Source organism: Mesorhizobium sp. LSJC269B00 (assembly GCF_000502815.1).
Classification (GTDB): Bacteria; Pseudomonadota; Alphaproteobacteria; order Rhizobiales; family Rhizobiaceae; genus Mesorhizobium.
In genome coordinates this window covers 16384-37953 of the sequence record NZ_AYVN01000004.1, presented here as the reverse complement: position 1 = coordinate 37953, position 21570 = coordinate 16384, and the positions used below count along the sequence as shown (strand labels likewise).

The following is a 21570-nucleotide window of genomic DNA, read 5'->3' as shown; positions in this document are numbered from 1 at the left end:
CTTCAACCTATCACATCATTGTCGGATGGGCGGCACAGGATGGCTTGCTGTCTACGAGTTTCCGATGTTCCGGTTAAGCATGGGTGCGCGGCACACCGGCAGCAGCACCAGCAGGATGATGGCGGAGTCGACCCAGAGGACCCTGTTCACGCCCATCGTGTCGACGATCTGACTGGTCGCTAGGGTACCCACGGAGATGGCAAGATTGAAAGTGAAGCAGTAGATGGCCGTCGCGGTCTCCGCGCTTTCTGGTGCTGCACTCAGCACCCACGTCTGCAGCGTGATGGGCGCCGCGCCATACGCGAAGCCCCACACCAGCAGCAGGATGGTTCCTGTGAGCGGCGTGACCCCGAGCAACGGGAAGAGAGCCAGCGTGGCGCCGAGCCCAATGACGATGCAGGCCAATGTGCGACCGACGGATTTGGCGGCCCAGACGCCTGCGACGGCGTTGCCAATCATTCCGAGAATGCCATACCCCAACAGTAACCAACCTATGCTCCCTGCAGTGACGCCCGAGACCTCCAGCAACACCGGGCTCACGAAAGTGTAGGCACCGTAGTGGGCAGCCACCAGCAGTGCGGTCGCAACCACGCCCGACAGGAGGGCGGGATTGCGCAATTGCGCACGCAGGGCTTTCACCTCCACAGGCTGCGCCGCCTCCAGCTTCGGAAGCACAAGCAGGGCGGCGAGCAGTATGGCAAAGCTCAGGCCGGCGAGAGACCAGAACGCGCCGCGCCAGCCGACTAGATCACCGATGATCGTGCCGGCCGGCACGCCCAGCACCGCAGCGGCACTTACACCGCCGAAGACAATAGTCATGGCGCGCGGCACGGAGGGTCCAGGAACAAGGCGTACTGCGATGCTCCCGGCTATCGCCCAAAAGCCACCGATGGTGATCCCGACGAGCAGCCTGGACGCAAGCAGAACGGGAAAGTTCGTTGCGAGCGCTGAAATCACGCTCGCCGCAGCCATTACCGCGAGCAGGCCCGCCATCAGAATACGCCGGTCGAGCCTCCCCACTGCCAACGGCAAACCGATAGAAGCGAACGCCGCAATTACGCCGGGTATCGTCACCGTGAGACCGCCACTCCCAATAGAGACATTCAACTCGGAAGAAATTGCCGGAATCAGCCCCACAGGGAGTTGCTCCGCAGTGATCATCGAAAAAATACCCAGCGATACGGTGAGCACGGAGAGCCACATGCGAACAGTGGCTCCCTGTTTCTCCTGAAGGGCTGCTTTGGTCAGAGACATGATCACCTCCAGCCCGCGAGAAGGCACTCGACGCCGACGTTTCGGGCAAATGTTAGAGAGACGGATCGGGCAATTGATCCCGGCCTGGCTTCAGATAATCTGTCCACTGTGGATTGATAATCGAGGGAAATATGGATGGTGAACTCACGAAACGTGAATGAAAGAGGTGATTGCAGTTGGACCGGCTGACCAGCATGACCGTGTTTGCCAACGTCGTCGGTGAAGGCAGCTTCGCTGGAGCGGCCAAGCGGATGCGACTATCGCCAGCGGCTGTGAGCAAGCATGTCCAAATGCTGGAAGAGTGGCTTGGCGCACGCCTTCTCAACCGGACGACCCGGCGCATCAGCCTGACAGAGCTCGGCGCCTCCGTCTACGAGCGCAGTCTGCGCATAATCGAGGATGTCGAGGAAGTTCGTACGAGCGCGGCCGAGAGCAAGACACGTCCGACCGGCTCACTGCGTGTCAGCGCGCCGATCTCCTTCGGCGCGATGCACCTTGGGAGAGTCGTTGCAGAATATCTCGCGGTCTACCCGGAGGTGTCGGTTGAGTTGGTGTTGGACGACCGTGTGGTTGACATCGTGGAAGAGGGCCTGGATGTCGCGGTACGCATCGCTCCACTCACGGTTTCCAATCTGGTTGCTCGCCGAATCGCGCCGTCACGCGAGGTGGTCTGCGCTTCGCGCGATTATCTGGACAGACGCGGGCGTCCCACAAAGCCGTCGGATCTCCACGACCATGATTGTCTGGACTACGCGTTGCGCGCCAGCCGCGGAAAATGGCGGTTCGACGGACCAAAGGGGCAAGTGGCGGTAAAAATCACTGCACGGATGACGGCAACGAACGGGCAGCTCCTGCGCGATGCGGCGCTGGGTGGAGCAGGCATAGTACTTTGCCCCACTTTCCTTGTTGGAGAAGCCATTCGTTCGGGCCAGCTGGAGACAGTGATGCCCCAGTTCAAGCCGGTAAGCCGGTCGATCTACGCGATGTACCCGTCAAGAAGGCATCTTTCCGCCAAAGTTCAAAGCTTCGTGACGCTTCTCGCCGCCCACTTTGGTGAGAACCCACCTTGGGACAACTTTGGACCATGACGACTGGAATGTTGAGCCCAGAGGCCGCGCGCACTTGCACGGCCTTACTGTGCATGGGACCAGCACCGAGGGCCAAGGGCCGGTGCATATCGAGCCGTCCAGCACCTTTTCGAGACTGAAGCATCCGCTATTTGCCGACGGTCAGTCGCTGAGGCTCAATCCACCGCCCATGCTAAGCGCCGCCACAGCGCGAGTTGTAGCATCTGCGGTGTCTCTGGTTCTCTGCGGCCACCGGCGGAACGGGTTGTAAGCAGGCGCGTTCCTCCAGCGTCAAGCTTGGAGAACATACATGGATGACGAGCTGCGCCTGAAGTTACAAGAGCTGAGCCAAAGCATGCAAACGCGAGCGGCCGAACTTTCGACGCTCGGCGGCAGCGCAGACATAAGTACGGTGATGTCGGGGATCGCCGTCGCTCTGGAGGCGCTGCTGGTGATTGCCGAAGAGATGAAAACGCCACGTTCCGGCCCTTCGGTCCTGCCCGACGCTACATGAACATCTCCGATCGTTTGGGAGAGGCTCCAGAGCGAGAGCGCCTACCGCCCACCAGCAAATCGCTCGCCGAGGAACTGGCTTTAATCCACATTCCGGGTTGGAGAGTGGAGAGCGCAATCTACTCGGTGGAGTACTCCAGGTGGGGTGAGCGTCGGCAGAAATGGATTTTGCACTCGACGATGCCTTTTGGGTAATCGAGGACGGCCTTAGGACGGAGGACCACGATGGCTTGGATGGCCGCAATTTGCCCGATTACAGATGAGCAGGCGCTCGTTAATTCGGAGACAGTTGGTGACATCCGGGAGTTTCGCTGTCCGAGTTGCGGCGACTTCAAAATCACGAACTCGGCCACCGCGATGTTCAAAGGCCTATCGGCAGAAGTTGGAGCGCTTCGAATACGCTAGGGCAATCGCGGGCGACAACGCGATCACAGTGACGACGGAACATGGATCTATCGATCCCGAAGATCAATAGAATACCCGCCCGACAAGCTGGTTCCCAGCGCATCTCCTCACTTGCTGCCCTGAGACCATTTGACTGCCGGTCCAGGTAGTGGGCAGTTTGAAGGTAGAAGCTCACGTCAACATGGCCAGGCCATTTTTACACTGCCGATCTGCGCGGCCAGCAACGCCTCTCGTGAGGGGCAAGGCATGGGCATCGAACGTCTCGGACCGGTCGGCGGCATAAGGCTGGTTGCCTATGATCCTCCTACCGGCGAATGGAACCAGATCTGCGACAGCGCGTCATAGAAGCAGATCAGGTGCGATTTAACGTAAGGAGTGAAATCGATGATCAGGCTCCTTCTCCTCCTCGCCATTGCACTCGCCTTCGCATGCGGCGGGACGGAGGCGGCCAAGCTGGACCTAGCCGCGGTAAATCAGGCGCAATTCTCCGCCGGCGATCCGAAAGGGCTCGATCCTGCCGTGCTGAAGGCGCAAATTTTTTTGGATCGTGCGCGCTTCTCACCGGGGCTCATCGACGGCCGCCTTGGAGAGAACTTCGCCAAGGCGGTCAAGGCCTTCCAGGCGTCGAACGGACTGGCGCCAGATGGCAAGCTCACCCAGGCGACTTGGGACAAGCTGATGGCAACCTCCACCAGCCCAGCTCTGGTCACCTTTGAACTGACCCGCAAAGATGTACGCGGCCCCTTCACCAAACGCATTCCGCGGCGCATGGAGAGGATGGCTCGCCTGAGAAGGCTTGGCTATCACGACTCGATCGAGAAGCTGGCGGAGCGCTTCCATGTGAGCGAACCATTGCTCAGGAGGCTAAACCCAGGCACCGGATTCAGGAAAGCTGGAACCACGCTGCTGGTACCAGATGTTGGCCGGGGTGAACCTCCCGCCACCATTGCCGGCGTCGAAGTCGACAAAGGCGCTCATCAGGTGCGCGTGCTCGACCCCTCCAATAAAGCGCTTGCCGTCTACCCTGCCTCGATCGGGAGCGACGAGAAGCCGGCACCAAGTGGGCAGGCAGAGATCCAAAGGGTGGTGCACAACCCGACCTATCACTACGATCCCGATTTTGCATTCAAGGGAGTCAAAACCAAGCGGCCCTTCACCATTGCTGCCGGCCCTAACAATCCCGTGGGATCAATCTGGATCGACCTCTCCATCGAAAGCTACGGCATTCACGGCACGCCCGAACCCGGCAAGATCGGGAAGACCTTCTCTCACGGCTGCATCAGGCTCACGAACTGGGATGCCGAGGACCTCGCCTCAATGGTGCACAAACATATGAAGGTGACTTTCAAGGACGAGTGAACGCAAGCCGTCGCATCCCTCGATGGTCGCCGAAACAAGATGTCCGTCTGTGCCCGTGACAATTGCATCTTGCGATCCGCTGGATCCGATCAGCGGATGCTCCGGGTTCGGGGTGTCAGGTCAAGCGGCGCCATTTGCACGGATGGCGGCGAACCAACCACCATGGCGGGGGCGCCAGATTGCTCACCACGTTGGCTCTCTACTTCGCGGCTCATACCTTGTTGAGCAGCTTGCATCTCCGGAACGGTGAAAACCGGGACCTCGCCCTTGAAACCCTGGAGCTCAAAGGCGCCCGCCTGAACGACCGGCATCGATGCTCCTGCCGCAAAGCCGGGTCCAAGCACCAGGGGGATGCCCAGCTTCTTGGTCGTCGATTCGAGCCGTGCCGCGCGGTTCACGGGGGAGCCGATCGCGGTGTAATCGAAGCGCCGTTCGGAGCCGAAATTGCCTACCGAGCAGATGCCGGTCTCGATGGCGACGCCGATTTCGATGGATCGATGGCCATCCGCGGTGAAGGCGGCGTCTTCGCGCCTCACCCGCTCGATAAGGGCAAGGCCCGCGTCCAGCGCACGCTCACGATGATCGGGTTGATCTAGCGGTGCGTTCCAGAAGGCCAGTACCGCATCGCCCATGAACTTGTCGATGGTGCCGTCGCGCTTGAGGATCTCATCGGTCGCAATGCCGAGGAAATGGTTGACCACCTTGGCGATCTCTTGGGTGTCGAGCTGTTCGCTCATGGTCGTGAAGCCACGTATGTCGCTGATCAAAATGGTGATCTCGCGCTTCTCGCCGGACAGGATTGCCTCGGTGTCCGAGCTTGCGAGGCGCTGCACCACGGAGGGCGACAGATATTGGGAGAACTGTCGCGTGAGGGTGGACCGGCGCTGCTCGCTGCGCCTGTAGAGGACATAGCCTTCGAAGCCCGCAACCATGATGGTTGCAAGCGCCGGCTGCAGCGGGTCATAGAGTGCACCCTGCAGGCTGTACTCGAGAGCGCCGAACACGAACGGCGTGACGGCCAGCAGCGCCAGGGAGAGGGCGCCAAGCACGACACGCCCGGCGAGCACTCCGGAAACCCCGATGAAAACGACGGCACTGAGGAGAAACCAGAGCCGCTCGAGCATACGCGCGTGCGCTGGCTCTGCCAGGAAGCGCCCGGCAAGCATCTGGCCGATCGCATCGGCGTGGATCTCCGCTCCTGGTCGCGCTGGACTCGTCGGCGTGGGCAGGTACTGCGTCAGGCCCACAGCCGACAGGTCGACAATGGCGATGGCGTCCCGCAGCCGCGGATCGCCATGGCCCGAAAGGATAGTGCTGGCAGACAGGCGAGGCGTGTCGGTGGCGGTTTCCCAGAGGCGGATGCTCCCCTCCGGCTCGAGCGGCACAATGGCGCCTGCCATCCTGAGTGCGTCGAACCCGGCTGCATTCATCCGGGCTGTGTAACCGTCCTGTCCAGCGTAAAGGCGCAGGAGCTCGAGTGCGAAAGACGGCCACAGCTGCGCGCGTTGAGGGGTGTTGCGAAGCCAGAGCAGCGGCACATGGCGCAGTACGCCGTCGGGATCGGGCAAGGTGCGAATCACGCCGAGGCCTGCGGCGGCGTTCGAGAATTCGGCAAGCGACCCGGTAAGACCGGTGAAGCCGGGAAGTGTATCGGGTACTTGCCCGACGATCGACCAGCCGGCTTTGGGTTCTGCTTCTGAAACCGTCGCTTCATTGCCCAGGCTGACGGCAAGCGCCGTTCGATTTTTGGACAGCGCCGCTGCCAGGCGCTTGTCTCCGGCCATGCCCTCAGGCGAGGTGTCAGCCTCGGGGAGTACCAGCGCAAGCCCGACCACCGCCGCACCGGACTGCGTGATGCCATTGACCAGATCGGCCAAGAGGCCACGGTTCCAGGGCCATCGCCCATGTGCCTTGAGGCTGGCGTCGTCTATCGAGACGATCACGACAGGATTGCTCGTCGCCTGACGTGGGGCGAGAAACTGATAGAAGTCGTACGTCCGCTCACGCAGGCGCGACAACGGCCCGTCAAAAGCCAAATGGCAAGCGAGCAGCAGGAGCACGACCACAAGGCCGGATATTTTGCGTCTGCCGGCTTGCCGCCAATCAGCCCAGCGCCTACCGACCGAGTGGCTCATCTCGTGCAGCCAGGCCTAATCGCAGTTGTAGTAGTAGCAGCAACCCTCACCCTCACACTCGCCCCGCCGCCCCCCGCTGCCCGCAGGTGGCGTTGGGCTGTCAGGGAATTCCATGACCACTCCTGGCAGTGCGCCGTCCCTGGACCCGCAGACTTTGAGCGAGGAGCCTAGAGCCGACGCACAAATTGCGCTTACGTCCAACCCAGGACCCGGTGCGCCCGGCAGGCCGGTTCCCGCTATCCGGTCGATACTGTCCAAGATCGGGAAGGCGTCGATGCCGCCGTAGCCGGCCAGAAGCTTGCCATCGTCCGACGTGCAGGCGTAGCCCGGGTTCGTGATGACCAGCCGTTTGCCATTGATCGTGCAGGTCATGCGGCCGGCGCGCAATATGCCGACGGTCTGGCCGGCTGCCACCAGCACTTCGATGATGCCGCCTCTCGCTCCGAGCACCATGTGCGGCGTCGCAACCTGCATGACGCCCCCTTTCGAAACCTGGCCGCCATAAAAACGGGCCAGGCCGCTGTTCATCCCGATGTCGATCTTTCCCGACCCGGAGCCCGGATTGTAGACGAACTCATCGATCGTCAGGCTGGTGTTTGGACCAATTTTGGCGCTCGATTCATCCCGGAACACCAGCATTCCGAGACCGGTGGGATTGCTGCGCAACTGGTCGCCGAGTTCGACGCCGGCGCCAACGTTCATCGTCCCGCCGTTATTGCGGACGATGATGGTCTGGTAGGCCGTCATCGACCCGACCGTCTCAGCAGCGGATGGTGCCGCGAAGGCGAGGCAGGCGATAAAAATGACGATCTGATGATACCTCATCGCGGCCTCTTTCAATTGAGCGTCAACGTATAGCTCATGAGCATTTCGAACGATTTTCGGTCGCGGTTGGCGAGGGCGAAGTTGGTTTTGCGGTAGGCGAGATCGACGCTGATCTTCTGCGCTTCCGTCAGCTGAAAATCGCTTTCCGAGGCAATGCGCCAGAAGTCGCTCTTGATATTTGTGCCGATGCCGACGGACAGATCGGGAGTGTCGCTGTGGCCGGCCGATAAGGCGATCTGGTGCGACCATGCGAAAAAATCCGGTACGTTCATCAACAGGCCGCCATAGCGGACCTCGCCCGTATAGCTGCGGCTGATTTCGCCCGATCCGGAAGCGAAGTCATTCGAGCCGACAAAGCGCAAGCCGAGCGCCTGGCCATTGCGGAAGCGGTAGCTGCCGCCTGCCTCATAGAAGACCCTGCTATCCGCGAAAATGCCTTGCGAGGCGCTTAGATCGATGTAGCCGCCACCGGCGAAGAGCGTCGTCTCGACCGTCGGGCGAACGACGAAACGTCCACTGAGGCCGATACCGGTTTCGTAAATGTCGCTGTCGAAACGATCCGTAACGGTGAACGCGGAAAGCAGCAGGCGCAGCGAATCGATCCCGCTGTTGGGCAGTCCCTTGTCCCAGGTTATCGCTGCGTTGCCGTGGATAAAAGTCTTCTCGCCACCCGGAACCGACAGGTCTTCCGTGAAAAGACGCTCAGTCGCGGTCAACGACCCCGAAAGAACGAGCGCGTCGGCACTTGGCGTGCCGAGGTCCCACCGCACAAAACCTTCCGCCTGCCCGTAAGGCGAGACGAAGCTGTCGTCGTCCTGCGCCCCGCCTGGCTCAAAATCGGTGAATGCGCTGAATACGCCGCCGGTCAGGGCGAGTTCCCAGGTGACGCCACGCAACGCGCGCTCGATGCGGGCGAGCAGGCGAACAGCTTCCTGTTGCTCACTTGCGGTCAGACCCCCGACTTCGATGCCGTACTGCACCTGCCGCCGGGCCAATTCATAGGACCCGACATGGTAATACAACCGGCTGGCCGCAAGCCGGGCGCGCGCATCGCGGGGGTACTGGATCAGATACTGCTCGATCGAGGAGATCGCCTGATCGTATTGCCCAGCGTTGACCGCAACCGTGACGAATTGGGCGAGCGTTCCATTGTCGGCCGGACTGGCGATGCGGGCCGCAAACGCATCGTCATAGGCCCCAAAAAGACCTTGTGCGCCGGCCGGCAACACGCCGGCACAAAGCAGCGCTGCGGCGAAGCCGAAGATCGTTCGAAACGAAGATTGCATGCCGAGAACCCACCCCAAACCCGACTAGTGCGAGGGATTTAGCACGACTGCAAGAAAAAGGCGACTGAACGGTCGCCGGACTTATGCGAGTCCTCAGCAGCTGTTGCAGCTGCGCAACAAGATATCGGGTTTATTCCTATTTCGGCTGCGCTGATTGTCAAAAACTCTTCTCAACATTGCTGCACGTGATTGAAGTATTTGGCCCAAGGCTTAACAAAATCAAATCTCATCAGTAGTGGATCGCACAGCCGACAAGATTAATATTGGGTGGGCGATCCTGCGTATCTGGTCACCAGGCTTCAAGGTCACCCACGGCTTCTCCAAAGGCCTTCCGTCGCGTTTCGCAAGGGACGGAGAGCTGCCGGAGGTGCTTCTCACGAGGCGTGTGCGATTCGGCCCGGCTTGCAATTTCTTTGAACGCGAGGTCAGCTCATTGCCTCAACGCCCAGGGACGCGTCACCGCACGCAGCTTGCTACAGCACGAGCATGGTGGCCAGCCCCAGCATCAGGCCCATGCCTACAATATCGGTCACGGTGGTGAGGAAGATCGCCGAGGCGACCGCCGGATCGGCGCCTACCCGGCGCAGGCCCAACGGGATCAGCACGCCGGAGATGCCGGACATGAGGCACGATCCGGACATGGCAAGCAGGATCACAAGTGCCAGCATCGGCGCCTGCGCCGCCGACGCCGGTTGCCTCGAGGCATAGAACCACATCGCCGCAGCCGCAACAACGCCGACGAGCACGCCGTTGGCGGCCGCGAGCGCGCCCTCTCTCATCACCAAGTGCAGCTTCGGTCGTTTGTCCACATCCCCCAGGGCAAGGCCACGCAGCGTCATAGCCAGTGCCTGGCAGCCGGTGTTTCCGCTCTGCCCGGCCAAGACCGGGAGAAACGCCGCCAGAGCAACGATCTTCTCGATCGTGCCTGTGAACGAACTGACCACGAATGCGGCCATGAAGGCCGTCAGGAGATTCAACTGCAGCCACGGATGACGCTTCAGGAAGGCTGAAAACAGCGGCGTAAAAGAGCGCTCCTCCTTCTGGAGGCCTACCATCTGGCCAGACTGGGCGGAAATCTCGATGATTTGCTGCTCGAACAATCGCCAGCCGCGAACCTGCCCGAGCAGCCGGTTCTCCGCATCCACCACCGGATAGACAGGATAGTGACGCCGTACCGCCGCCTTGCATGCGTTACTCAAAGAGAGACCGACATCAAGAGCGAACGGCCTGGGCAGCATGATGTGATCGACAATCGCGTCGGGTTCGCTCAGCATCAGATCGCGCAGGACCGCCAGGCCAACCAGTCTATTGCCCTCGTCCGTGACGTAGAGATAAGTGAGCTCGGTCGGCACCTGGGCGCCTCTGACAGCTTCCACCGCGGCAGCAACCGTCGTCCCGACAGGAACGCTGGCGGGGATCGGGTCCATCACGTCGACGAGCGACTCGGGGATCGCGAAACCCATCTCACCGTCATGAGAGCTGATGGGCCGCATATGCAGTGGCAAATGCTCGGCCACCTTACGGGCGTGCCCGTCCGGCAACAGCTTTAGTGTGTCGCGGATGAACTCGGGAGACTCTCTAGCGAGCAATTCAGCTGCGTCATCAGGTGCTCGAGCACGCAGCGTGCGCACCAACTTCTGAACGCCGGTCTCTTCGTTCATTTGCTATGGCCCCCCAATTGGAAAGTGAAAAAGTTGTGAAGTATCGGATCGCACCGGGGCGGAAATACGACAGCTTCTTCCGGCCCCAGCAGTCCGCTTTGTGGTTGTCGCAAGCGCCGCCTGCACACTCCTAGCTTGAGAAGGCAAAGCAGACGTCTACATTTTGGGCGTGCCTTCGGTCAGGTCAGCATGGGAGTGTCCGCGCTACTTCCCTCGCTTTTCAATCTTTAGATCTGGGAGGTCGGGTCGCTTGGATACCACACCGGCCTCCTTCAAGGCTGTGTATCCAACCTTTTTGAGGAGCTTCTCTGTTTTGGCGCGCTCCTTGTCCAGAGCGGTATCACCTTTGACCTTGGGCATCCGTCCTCCATTTGGTCGTTGTCGTTCGCCGGTAAATGAGATTGCCGGAAATGTCCCGCAGTGTCGTGCTTTGACCCGCGGCCGAGGACTGAATTGAGGCGCTTTGCCGCCCGGCAGCCTTTGGGCGGGAAGCGGACGGGCGGGCTATTCCTGCTGGAATTGACAGGGCCAATCTTCTGGCCTCGTCATGCCAGAAGGCAACTCGGTCCGGGCGTCTCCACAAGCCATGTTGAGCTGCCACTGGGACAGACCCGCCGAATTGGATAGATCGAGGCCCTCGATACGGGTCAGAAAGAAAAAAGCGCCGTCAAAGTCTATCGGTGCGGTGAACTTCGCTCCTCGGAAATCCGCCCGCGCGAGATTGGCAAACGAAAAGTGGCTGCCGCTGATATCGGCGTCATGGAACTGTGCACGCCCCAATTCCGCCTTTGTGAAATCAACATTGACCAGATTGGCGTTCTGGAAATTCGAGCGCTGCACTTCCGCGCCCGTAAACACAGCGCCCTGCGCGTCCATCTGGCTGAAGTCGGTCCTGTACGCCTCGATTTTGTCGAACCGGGCGCCTTTGGCGGTCGAGCCGGCCAGGGAAGCGCGCACAAGCGTTGCCTTCTCAAAATTTGCCGCAAGGAGATTGCTGTTCCTGAGGTCGGTCGAAGTGAAATCAACACCGAACAGGTTTGCCCCGCTCAGGTCCTGTCCTTCCAGGATGAGAAGCTTTTTGTCACACTCCTGCCAATTGACGCCAGGCGTCGCGGCTGCGTAGCAATCTTGAGCGGCGGTGGCGTTTTGCCAAGCCAATACAGTGCAAACCGCCAGAACCAAGCCGGATCCGCCGTAAGCTCTGGTTCGTCTCAAAGTCATTGTTGCTGGACCCCTCTGCTACTCGTCGACAATCAGCCTTACCACATCTGCTGACACTCGAGCCACGGTAACGACCGCCGTCACAGTTGCGCATCAACGATCCGCCGATAGCCAGCGGCAGCTTGCGAAATTATCGAGAGGTGGGGAAAAGCTTTGACGGTAGAGTGCTTTTTCGCGGATGCGATCACAAAACAAAGAGTTCGGCGTAAGCCGTGAGTTATTGGTGGGCCCGGAGGGCAAACGGAAATTGTTGATTTTGCTGGATTTTGGTGGGCCAAAATCTGAAAGGTCCCGTATCATCCCGTATGCTCCCGCGACCCCAAACTGCCGACCATAGCTGACCTCGTTTTGCAAACGTTGGGAGACAGGGTCCAGAACGGCGGAAATGGGGACGGTTGCAGATCGGCAGCTGTGGCAACAGCGCGCGACCAGCTGACGGTCTAGCGCCTCGATATGGCCGATGAGACTTGGGAAGTAACAAACAAGCGGCAGCTTGCAGGCAGTTGTGATCGGTGGAATGGATTTACGAGTCGAGGCGCCGGACCAGGACCGGCTCACTTGCCTCGAAGTTCAGCCTGTTGGAATGGCGCGGAGGAACGAGTAGTGGTATCTAACGAGCCGGCGGCCCTCGATGTTTGACCGCGCTCGTCCTGCAACTCTCGTATGTCGTCCCGCAAAGTGGTGGCGCAACCGACCACTTCGTTCCGCATTGTTTAAACAGCGTATGACTCAATTCCAGTCAGATTTTTTTCTGAGCTGCGAAAAGGCGGACACTAACCGTCAAAAAAATTGCGCTTTTGATTTTAACGGAAAATCGCCGCAAGAACTATTTTGAGGTTTCACCAGCTATCGGGTTCAATGGAGCGATTTTTGGACCTTGCGGCATTCGATGGCCTACAGAACCGCCTCAAAAAGTACCGTCACCTCTTCGGTTGACCGAGTCGTTGATCGGCCGTCATATGAGCCCTATGCTGGCACGCTGGCCAGTGAAGCAGTTGTCGGCCTTTATTCGCCGGCTCAGGGATTTATGCCCACGCTTCAGGTCCGGGGTGTCGGTTCCAGGCTCTGGCAAGCGGGCTAAGATTATCCTGCCGATTGTAGCCGCCAACCAAGATGTTGTCGGTCACCTCGCTGAAAAAATACACCCAGAAATAGTCAAGCTATCAGGAGCAAATAGGTCGTAAGGTGGCCTTGCGGTCCTCCTTCCCGGAGCGGTTTCGCTTGCCTGTTCAAACTCGGACGGCTGTTACTCAAAAACCGCAGTGGGTATTTTATGTGCCATTTTTGCGACATTCTATAGAATTTTGCTTGAATTTAGCGTTTTAGCGGTCACTAAATCAATAAGTGCTCCCATATTTTGCAAATTTGTGAACAATCACGGTTGAGTTGTAACGCCTGGCAATAATGGCGCAGGGGAACGTTGGGGTGGGGTGAAATGAATACGACATCTATGTCGGCGATAGGCAAGCGCCTCGGCCTGCTGACGACGGTCGCCATATTGAGTTGTGGGAATGCTCACGCGCTCACTCTCCAGGAGGCGATGGCGGTTGCGGTGGAGTCCAACCCCGAAATTGGCCAAGCGATCGAAAACCGCGAAGCAATCGAATTCGAGCTACGCCAAGCGAAGGGACTTTATCTTCCCAGCGTCGATGTCGAGGCGTCGGCGGGGGTTCGTCGTCTCGACAATTCCTCCCGGCGTTCGCTGTCCATAGAGGATGACGCGCTCTATCCGTCGGAAGCCGATGTCGTTGTCACGCAGACGCTTTATGACAGCGGCGCAAGGCGGGCGGAACTGAACCGTCAGGCGTCGCGGGTCGACGGCGCATCGTTCCGGGTGCTGGAACGGTCTGAATTCATTGGACTGTCTGTCGTCCAGGACTATCTCGAATACATGCTGCAGGCTTCGATCGTTTCGGAAGCGAAGAAGAATCTGGGCTTTCACCAGGCAATCCTCGGCGACATCCGGCAAGGTATTGCAGGCGGCGCGTTGAACGAGGCTGATCGCCAGCAGGCCGAGGAGCGGCTGTTCGCTGCCAAGGCACGTATGCAGGAGGCGACCGAAGAACTGGAGGCTTCCAAGATACGGTTCTTCAAGACGGTCGGTAAGCCGCTGACCAACGCGTCAAGGCCAGGCGATGTCTCGAGCGCGCTGCCAAGGTCGCTCGACGACGCGCTAGGGCTGGCGCGACAGAACAATCCGCGCGTCCACATGGCCAACAGCGATATCGACGCCGCCGCCTCCCTGGTGGATGCGGCGCGGGCGAAATTCGGGCCCTCCGTCATCGCCGAAGGCCGCGCCCGCGGCGGCTATGACATCGACGGCGACGATGGCGACGCCAGCGACCTGCAGGCGCGGCTGGTGCTGCGCTGGAACCTCTATCGCGGCGGCATCGACAAAGCCAACGAGCAAGAGCAGGTCCGCCGCACCAGCGAGCAGCGCCTTGTGCTGCACCAGGTTCTGCGCGAGATCGAGGAAGCCGTCCGTACGTCATGGGATCGCCGCTTCCGGCAGGCCGATCTGGCAAAGACATTGAAGCTTCAGGCTGCCGCCAACGAAAGGCTGGTGGCGTCCTATCGCGAGCAGTTCAAGGTCGGACAGCGCTCGCTGCTCGACGTGCTCGACGCGCAGAACACGCGGTTCAACACAGCTACGCTTGCCGACACCGCATCCTACGCGTCGCTTTTCGCGCAGTACCGGCTGCTGGCGGCAACCGGGCAGTTGCTGAAGACCATGAATCTTCAGCCGGCAAAACAGGCCACCGCCTATGCCAAGGCCGAGTTCAATGCGCCTGAAACGGCCGACACCGAAACCTATGCGCGCACGCCGTCGGAGCAGACGAACGATCTGCCTTTCGACATCCTCGCACCGGTAAGAAAGAAGTAGGAAGGTCAAGGACGAACGATAGTCCTGCGGGCCGATCGTGAACCCACAACCCAAAATCCTCTCCCCAAAAGAGGCGTTCAAGGCCTGCTTCTCCGCTGTTGCCGGGTACCTCGGCAGGCCGAGTTCCGAGACCGTGCTGTTTGCCGGCGTGCCGCTGTCAGACACCCGCATCGATATCGACGCCATCCGGCATCTTGCCGAACGCATCGGTCTTGAAATCACGGAATTCAGCCATCGCGACTTTCTTCGCGGACGCATCGACCTTCCCGCCATTCTGTTTCGCGTCAGCCAGTTGCCTGTAGCGCTGCTTGCCCAGACCGAGGACGGTGGATTTACGACCGCTCCCCAGGAAGACGGCCGCACGACAATCAGCAAATCCGAGTTTTCCGGAAGTTATATTAGTGGCGGCGTTTCGTTCTCGATAACCTATGCCAACGCAGTAGAGGCGATGAGCGTCGGTTCGGCGGCCAAGATCGAGCGGCGACATTGGCTGACCGGCACGATGGGGCCGTTCTGGCGCACCTATTCGAAGGTCATCCTGTCGGCGGTATTCATCAATCTGCTGGCTCTTGCCTCACCGATCTTCACCATGAACGTCTACGACAGGATCTTGCCGAACAAGGCGATATCGACGCTCTGGGTGCTGTCGATCGGGATCGGCGCGGTCATTCTGTTCGACCTGCTCTTGAAGACCGCCAGAGCGTCACTGATCGACTATGCCGGGCGCAAGGCCGATCTTCGCATCTCCTATATGCTATTCGAGAAGGTGCTGAACTCGTCCTTGTCGGCAAGGCCCGGCTCAACCGGCGAATATGCAAATCGGGTGACCCAGTACGAGTTCGTGCGCGAGTTTTTCACGTCGAACACCATCAGCGTCTTCATCGACACAGCCTTCGTCTTCGTCTTTCTTCTTGTCATCTATGCGATAGGCGGTTGGCTGGTCGTCATACCGGCCATTGCCTTTGTCGCCTCGGTGATCGTCGGGCTGATCACGCAACGGCGCATCGGCAAACGCGTTGCCGCTTCCATGAACGAGGCTTCGCAGCGCCAGGCCCTGCTGGTGGAATCCATCTCCACGCTGGAAACGATCAAATCGCTACGCGCAGAGGCGTACCTTCTGCGAAAATGGGCGGAGCATTCCAAGAACGCATCCAACACGTCCGAGAAGATCAAACAGCTTTCGGCTGCCGCCGGCAACATAACCCAAGCCATCCAGCAGATGGTCACCGTCGCCTTGATCGTGGCCGGCGCCTATGCCTTTTCGGAAGGGCATGTCTCGACCGGCGCCATCATCGGCACCGTCATGCTGGCAGGCCGGGCGGTGGCCCCGCTTGGGCAGATTGCGATCACCTTGTCCAGACTTCGCCAGGCGATGCTGTCCCTGCGAATGGTGAATTCGATCATGGCGCAGCCTGAGGATCGGCCGGACACGGTTGGTTTCGTCAACCGCCCCATTCGCAACGGTGCAATGGCATTCAGGAATGTCGGCTTTGTCTACCCGGGTTCCGAAAACGAAGTGCTGACCGGCCTGAATTTCTCGGTGAAGCCCGGTGAGCGGATCGGCATCATCGGCCGCATAGGCTCGGGAAAGACGACCATGGGGCGGCTGATCGGCAGGCTTTTCCTGCCGACCTCCGGCGAGTTGCTGCTGGACGGGATCGACATCCGTCAATACCACCCGTCGGAGGTTCGCGCCGCGGTCGGGATCGTCGCGCAAGCCAACGATCTGTTTTCCGGCACCATCAAGGAAAATCTCCTGATGGCGTGCCCGGAGGCGACCGATGAGCAGATCGTCGACGCGGCCAAGGCTGCCGGCGTCGACGACTTCGTCTCCCGCCATCCGCGAGGTTACGACATGAATGTCGGCGAGCGCGGCACCAATCTCTCGGGCGGTCAGAGGCAGACAATGGCAATTGCCCGCCTGTTGCTGACCAAACCGAAAATCGTGTTCCTGGACGAGCCGTCCGGCTCGATGGATCTGGCTTCCGAGCGCCAGCTGATCAAGCAGCTCAAAGTGGCTTTCGATCGCAACACGACGCTGATCGTTTCGACGCACCGCTTCAGCATGCTCGAGCTGGCCGACCGCCTCATTGTCATCGAGCAGGGCAAGATCGTTGCCGATGGACCGAAAGACCAGGTGATACAGGCGCTGCAGAAAACAAGCGCCTGACGAACAGAATTATGCGTGAACACAGCACGTTGGGACGTGGTAATGCTAGCCAGGGAAGACCGTCCGCCGCTTTTTGCGTCGGCTTCGATATTCATTATCGGAGCGCTCTTTGCGAGTTCGGTAGCCTGGGCATCCTTCGCCGAGGTCGATGAAATCGCACGCGGCGACGGCAAGATCATACCGGCGTCGAAGACCCAGATCATCCAGGCCAGCGAGCCGGGCGTGGTTCAGGAAATCGCCGTGACGATCGGTCAGGTCGTCAAGAAGAATGACCTCATCATTCGTCTCGACAACACCTTCAACACTTCCAGCCTTGGCGAGCAGCAGGCCAAGGCGCGGGCGCTGCAGACGCGCATTGCACGGCTCCAATTCGAACAGACCGGCAGCCTCGAGGGCGCGTTTCCCTGTCCGTCCGAGATCCAGAAGGTGGCGCCGGAAATCTGCGACAACGAGCAGAAGCTGCTAATCGCGCGGCGCGACAACTTCGAAGTCAAACTGTCGGTTCTCAAGTCGCGGCTCGATCAGCGTGAGAAGGAACTCGACGAAGCCAACGCCAATGCCGATCGCCTCACCAAGAACCTGGCCGTCAGCGACCAGGAGGCGAAGCTGGTCGAAGCGATGGTCAAGAAAGGCCTGATGGCGCGAACCGAGCAGCTCCGCGTCGAGCGCGAGCAGACCGAGCTCAATGGTCAGCTGACGCTTGCCGGAGAGACCATCAAGAAAGCCAGGTCGGCCATCACGGAAGCCAAGCTTCAGGTCGACGAACTTGGCCTGCAGCTGCAACAGGAAGCGCTCAGCGATCTGACGCAGGCGCTGGCCGATCTCTCGGTGGTGGACGAGACGATACGCGGTGCCACCGACAAGGTGGCGCGTACCGATATCCGTTCGCCTGTCGATGGTATCGTCAACACGCTTGACATCAACACGGTCGGCGCCTTCGTCCAGCCCGGCGCGGTCGTCGCGGGTATCGTGCCGACGTCCGAGACCCTGCTGGTCGAAGCCCGGGTCTCACCGCGGGACGTCGCCTTCATCCGGCCGGGCCAGGATGCCCTGATCAAGGTGACCGCCTATGACTTCTCGATCTTCGGCGGCATCGAAGGCAAGGTCTCGAACATCACTGCCGACAGCCTGGTCGACCAGAAGACCGGCGAACCCTATTATCAGGTCCGTGTCGCCACCGACAAATCGACCCTGACACGCGACGGCAAGACCTATTCGATCATCCCCGGCATGATCTGTTCGGTCGACATCAAGACCGGACGCAAAACGATTCTCACCTACCTTATGAAGCCGATCAACAAGGCGCGAGAGGAGGCAATGAGTGAGCGATAGCGCGGTCTCCCTTCCTGCCGATCGCGACCGGCTGCTGCCACCGCTGGCGGCAGAGGATTTCGGACTGGAGTTCCGGGTTGTGGCGCGTGGCGGCATGCGCCGCGGCATTCGTCTGGAACGGGCGTTCTGGACATCGCTGAAGCAGATGGCGGAAAGCCGCAAATGCACGATCGGCACACTGATCGAGGAAATTGCAGAGAGCCACGCCAACGCCGGAAACCTGACATCGGCAATTCGCGTAGCCTGCATGCGTGGATTGGCCGACCAAAACCTCACCTTGCAGAGGCTCGCGTCGATCAAGACCATCAGCGCCATTCTCGTCGCCTGTCCCTCGCCGGCCTTTGCCCTGGCATCGTCGAAGAAGATCCTGACCTTCAATGCGCCGTTCCAGCAACTGGTGCGGCGGCAATTGCCGGTGGCGCCGAACGAGGACGCGCGCCAGGATCTCAAGTTGGCGCTGGACCTCAATGTCGCCGACATATTCGCTAGGCTCGACGCCAATGGCGAGACGCCGGTCGCGACCGGTTTCGTCATAGGCGCCGGCGACCGCCGCTACCGCGGTCAACTGAGCGCGGTGCGGGCGCCGGTGGTCGAGCCGGAACTGCTGATGGCGTTCGTCTTCGGCGGCTAGAGCAATTCCGGGAAAAGTGTGAGCGGTTTCCGTGGAAAATTGCGTCAAACAAGAGATAGAGCGCTCAAGACTCTCTGATGGGAGCTTACGGCTGCACACCTTCACCAGGCGCGACCGTCGAAAGGCCGCCCTTGATATCGGCTATTTGAGCAGAACCGGTCTTCGCGCCATGGATCCACGCGCGATCGGTGCTGAACGAATACAGCGGCACGTAGGTCGGCAGGTCTGTGTCGCGGGAAACTACATTGCTCAAACTGTCGAGAATGAAGACGCCGCTGCCGGTGCTGACCGACAGCACGGCATGAAAGAAACCGCGCTTGCGATCCTGCAAGACGACCAGCGACATGCTCTGCGCCGGGATGCCTGCATGCAGCAGCGCGGCCATCTTGAGGATGGCGAAATCCTCGCAGTCCCCTGCCCGCCGCTCAAGGATTTCCCGGGGCTTGGCCCAGTAGTCGAGCTTGCCGTAAACCACGCTGTCCTTCTTGTAGGCGATGGCGCGATTTATACTTGAGTTGACGAAGGACAACTTGTCGATGAAGCGCTTGTTCCCGGCTGCCTTGACTATCTCGGCAAAGGCGCTGTTCTTGCGTTCGCACGCGCTGCTCGCGGTACAGTCGACAATTGCCTTGTAGACCGGCGCCCAGCGCGCCGAAACCGGGAAATTGCGCATCGACAGGGCAACAGAACCGAACACGCCGGGAATGATCGCCGCCGTCTGGATCAGGTCGATCCCGGCGGCGGGCGGCGCGATCGAAGAACCACGCTTTTCATCAACGGCAACAGAGCTGCTGAAAATCATGCCGATCCGGTAGGCTGAAACCGGCTGCCATGGCTGCGGCCGAGCCAGCGAAACGCCGCCGAGACTGGAAGGGGTTTCGACCGCCGCCAGAACTCCAGCGGCAGCGCCGGCATTCACGGTAATTGCTTTCGCGGATGATGGCTGCGGCAGGCTTGTGATCGCCATTGCCAGCAGGATGAGCCTGAGCCCGGTTATTCCCAGGGCAGATTTTTCTTTTTTCATAACGCCCACCTCTTGACTGTGGACGGTACCAATCTTGTCTCAAATTACTGGAAAGGAAGGTGGATAAGTTTCCTTCAATCGGGAATACCTATTTTGTGTAAAACTCTATTCAAACTTATACTTCTGTTTACCAATCCAGCTCAGCCGGCGGATATAAACGAAGCGCGGCGCGGTCAATGTATATCAGATTATATCTTCCGGGTTTACCACACGTAAAAAATGCCGAGACATACCGGGATATATGAAATTGATTGCGGGACAGTTGCAAAGCAGAAGTCGTCACTGTCTCTATCCGGGAAATGCCGGAGGGGTTTGGCGATGACGACCAGTAACGATTTGGATACCGTCTCGAATTCTTGGGACGAGCACTCTTCACATGAACATGGCGGCTCGCCATCGCAGGCAGGCATCCAGGTAGCGCAGGCCGCTCAGGCGGCGCCTGCCGAGCCGGTGCCGGTCGATGTCGGCAGTGGCGCACCCGTTCAGCCGGCAGCACCCGCGGAGGCGAAAGCGCCGGCGGCAGCCGCGCCGCATGAATACGTGGCCGACGCCAGCAACATCGTGAAGCTTCCGGCGGACGTCTCCATCGACAACATCAAGGTCGACGGCCACAATCTGTTGCTGGAACAGGCCGACGGTTCAGTCATCCTCATCAAGGATGGCGCGCTCAACGTGCCGACCTTCATCATCGGTGATGTCGAAGTTCCGCGCGTGGCCTTGCTGGCCGCTCTTGAAGCGAGCCACGTCGATGTCGCCTTCGGTGCCGATGGTTCGATCTCGGCCGGCCCGGGCGGCGCCCCAGGCAGTGCCGGCGGCGACTTCACCATTCCCCCAGGTGGTATCGGCGACGGCTTCGATCTTTCCGCATTGTTGCCGCCGACGGACCTGCAATTTGGACGGCTGGAGCCGCGTGAGCTGACGATCGGGGTCAGGGAAGAAGATACGACGCCGACAATCGACATTGGCTCCGGATTTGTCGTCAACGAGGCCGCGCTTTCCGACGGGACGGACCCGGCCAGCACCGCCGAGCAGGTTTCAGGGACCTTCAACATCGTCTCGGGTGATGGCATCGGGACGCTTGTCATTGACGGTGTGGACGTGACCAACGGCGGCAGCGTTGCCGGGCAATACGGCACGCTCGTGGTCACCGGCAATCCTACGAACGGCTATAGCTGGATTTATACCCTTGCCGACAACACTCTTGATCATCACGACAACTCATCGACCGGAACGACCGAGGGGGTTTCCGACAGCTTTGCCGTCGTGGTTACAGACACAGACAATGATCCGGCCACCGCGACCCTCAATATTGGTGTGCTGGACGACGGCCCAACGCTTTCGGTCCAGGCAACTGCGCAAGCGGCACAGTTGCTTTCGGTCGAACTCGACGAGACGGTCGGCGGCGACCGCTACAATAGCGGCGAGACTGAAGATGCCGGCGGTAACGCCAACACGGATGACGGCGTTGGCCTGGCCCAGGTGACGACCGGCCTGGCGGGTGGCCTTTCTTCGCTATTCGCCGTTGGCGGCGTCTACGGTGCAGACGGACCGGGCAGCACGACCGGGCAGTTGGCATTCACCGGCATTCCGGCCGGTGGCCTTGCCACGAATCTCATTGCCACGGACGGCGGGGCCATTACGCTCTTCCTCGAAGGAGGAGTGATTGTCGGCCGCGACACGCAGGGTGATCAGGTCCTGACCATTGCGATCACCGGCGCGCCCGGCGCAGAGCAGTTGCAGACCACGCTCTACGAAGCGCTCAACCATGGCGCCGACGGCAACAAGTTCGATTCCGAACTCAAT

The 21570-nt window shown here is 60.1% G+C and carries 14 protein-coding genes; 7 read left to right on the top strand and 7 right to left on the bottom strand.

What is annotated here, in order from left to right:
* Positions 1-51: 51 nt before the first annotated feature.
* The gene (locus tag X771_RS153745) at positions 52-1254 is read right to left on the bottom strand and encodes an MFS transporter (RefSeq protein ID WP_023687782.1); all 1203 of its coding nucleotides are present in this window, start codon (positions 1252-1254) and stop codon (positions 52-54) included.
* Positions 1255-1430: 176 nt separating this feature from the next.
* Between X771_RS153745 and X771_RS153750 the strand changes: the two genes are divergently transcribed.
* The 3 genes from X771_RS153750 (at position 1431) to X771_RS153760 (ending at position 4598) form a co-directional block, all read left to right on the top strand.
* Positions 1431-2342 carry a LysR family transcriptional regulator gene (locus X771_RS153750; protein ID WP_023681081.1) on the top strand — a complete coding sequence of 304 codons (912 nt, stop codon included), beginning with the start codon at positions 1431-1433 and terminating at the stop codon, positions 2340-2342.
* Between the two features lie 289 nt (positions 2343-2631).
* Entirely contained in the window at positions 2632-2835 is a 204-nt protein-coding gene (locus X771_RS153755) for a hypothetical protein (protein ID WP_023667962.1), read from the top strand.
* Between the two features lie 788 nt (positions 2836-3623).
* On the top strand, positions 3624-4598 hold the full coding sequence (locus X771_RS153760) for a L,D-transpeptidase (RefSeq protein WP_023667960.1): 975 nt from the start codon (positions 3624-3626) through the stop codon (positions 4596-4598).
* 89 nt (positions 4599-4687) lie between these two features.
* Here the strand turns inward: X771_RS153760 and X771_RS153765 are convergent, their stop codons facing one another.
* The 5 genes from X771_RS153765 to X771_RS153785 form a co-directional block, all read right to left on the bottom strand.
* The gene (locus tag X771_RS153765) at positions 4688-6658 is read right to left on the bottom strand and encodes an adenylate/guanylate cyclase domain-containing protein (protein ID WP_196813856.1); all 1971 of its coding nucleotides are present in this window, start codon (positions 6656-6658) and stop codon (positions 4688-4690) included.
* A gap of 90 nt (positions 6659-6748) precedes the next feature.
* A complete protein-coding gene (locus tag X771_RS153770) occupies positions 6749-7573 on the bottom strand; it encodes a FecR domain-containing protein (protein ID WP_023687780.1) in 825 nt (274 codons plus the stop codon).
* Positions 7570-8787, bottom strand: coding sequence for a tetratricopeptide repeat protein (locus tag X771_RS153775; protein WP_197031261.1), 1218 nt, complete (start codon positions 8785-8787; stop codon positions 7570-7572). Before X771_RS153775 ends, X771_RS153770 begins: the two co-directional genes overlap by 4 nt.
* A 530-nt stretch (positions 8788-9317) precedes the next feature.
* Positions 9318-10505 (bottom strand): magnesium transporter, encoded by a 1188-nt coding sequence (locus tag X771_RS153780; RefSeq protein WP_023736095.1) that lies wholly within the window; start codon positions 10503-10505, stop codon positions 9318-9320.
* A 504-nt stretch (positions 10506-11009) separates the two neighbouring features.
* On the bottom strand, positions 11010-11726 hold the full coding sequence (locus X771_RS153785; protein ID WP_023687777.1) for a pentapeptide repeat-containing protein: 717 nt from the start codon (positions 11724-11726) through the stop codon (positions 11010-11012).
* Between the two features lie 1435 nt (positions 11727-13161).
* Here X771_RS153785 and X771_RS153790 point away from each other — a divergent pair.
* Genes X771_RS153790 through X771_RS153805 form a run of 4 tightly spaced genes read left to right on the top strand, consistent with a single transcriptional unit; the run spans position 13162 to position 18743 of the window.
* A complete protein-coding gene (locus X771_RS153790; RefSeq protein WP_023687776.1) occupies positions 13162-14610 on the top strand; it encodes a TolC family protein in 1449 nt (482 codons plus the stop codon).
* 37 nt (positions 14611-14647) lie between these two features.
* Positions 14648-16780 carry a type I secretion system permease/ATPase gene (locus X771_RS153795; RefSeq protein ID WP_023687775.1) on the top strand — a complete coding sequence of 711 codons (2133 nt, stop codon included), beginning with the start codon at positions 14648-14650 and terminating at the stop codon, positions 16778-16780.
* Positions 16781-16822: 42 nt separating this feature from the next.
* Entirely contained in the window at positions 16823-18112 is a 1290-nt protein-coding gene (locus X771_RS153800) for an HlyD family type I secretion periplasmic adaptor subunit (protein WP_023681070.1), read from the top strand.
* Positions 18102-18743: a ribbon-helix-helix domain-containing protein gene (locus tag X771_RS153805; protein ID WP_023681069.1), complete on the top strand. Its 642-nt coding sequence runs from the start codon at positions 18102-18104 to the stop codon at positions 18741-18743. Before X771_RS153800 ends, X771_RS153805 begins: the two co-directional genes overlap by 11 nt.
* A gap of 85 nt (positions 18744-18828) precedes the next feature.
* Here X771_RS153805 and X771_RS153810 read toward each other — a convergent pair whose 3' ends face one another.
* Complete coding sequence (locus X771_RS153810; protein ID WP_023687774.1) at positions 18829-19767, bottom strand: transglutaminase-like cysteine peptidase; 939 nt, start codon at positions 19765-19767, stop codon at positions 18829-18831.
* Positions 19768-21570 lie beyond the last annotated feature (1803 nt).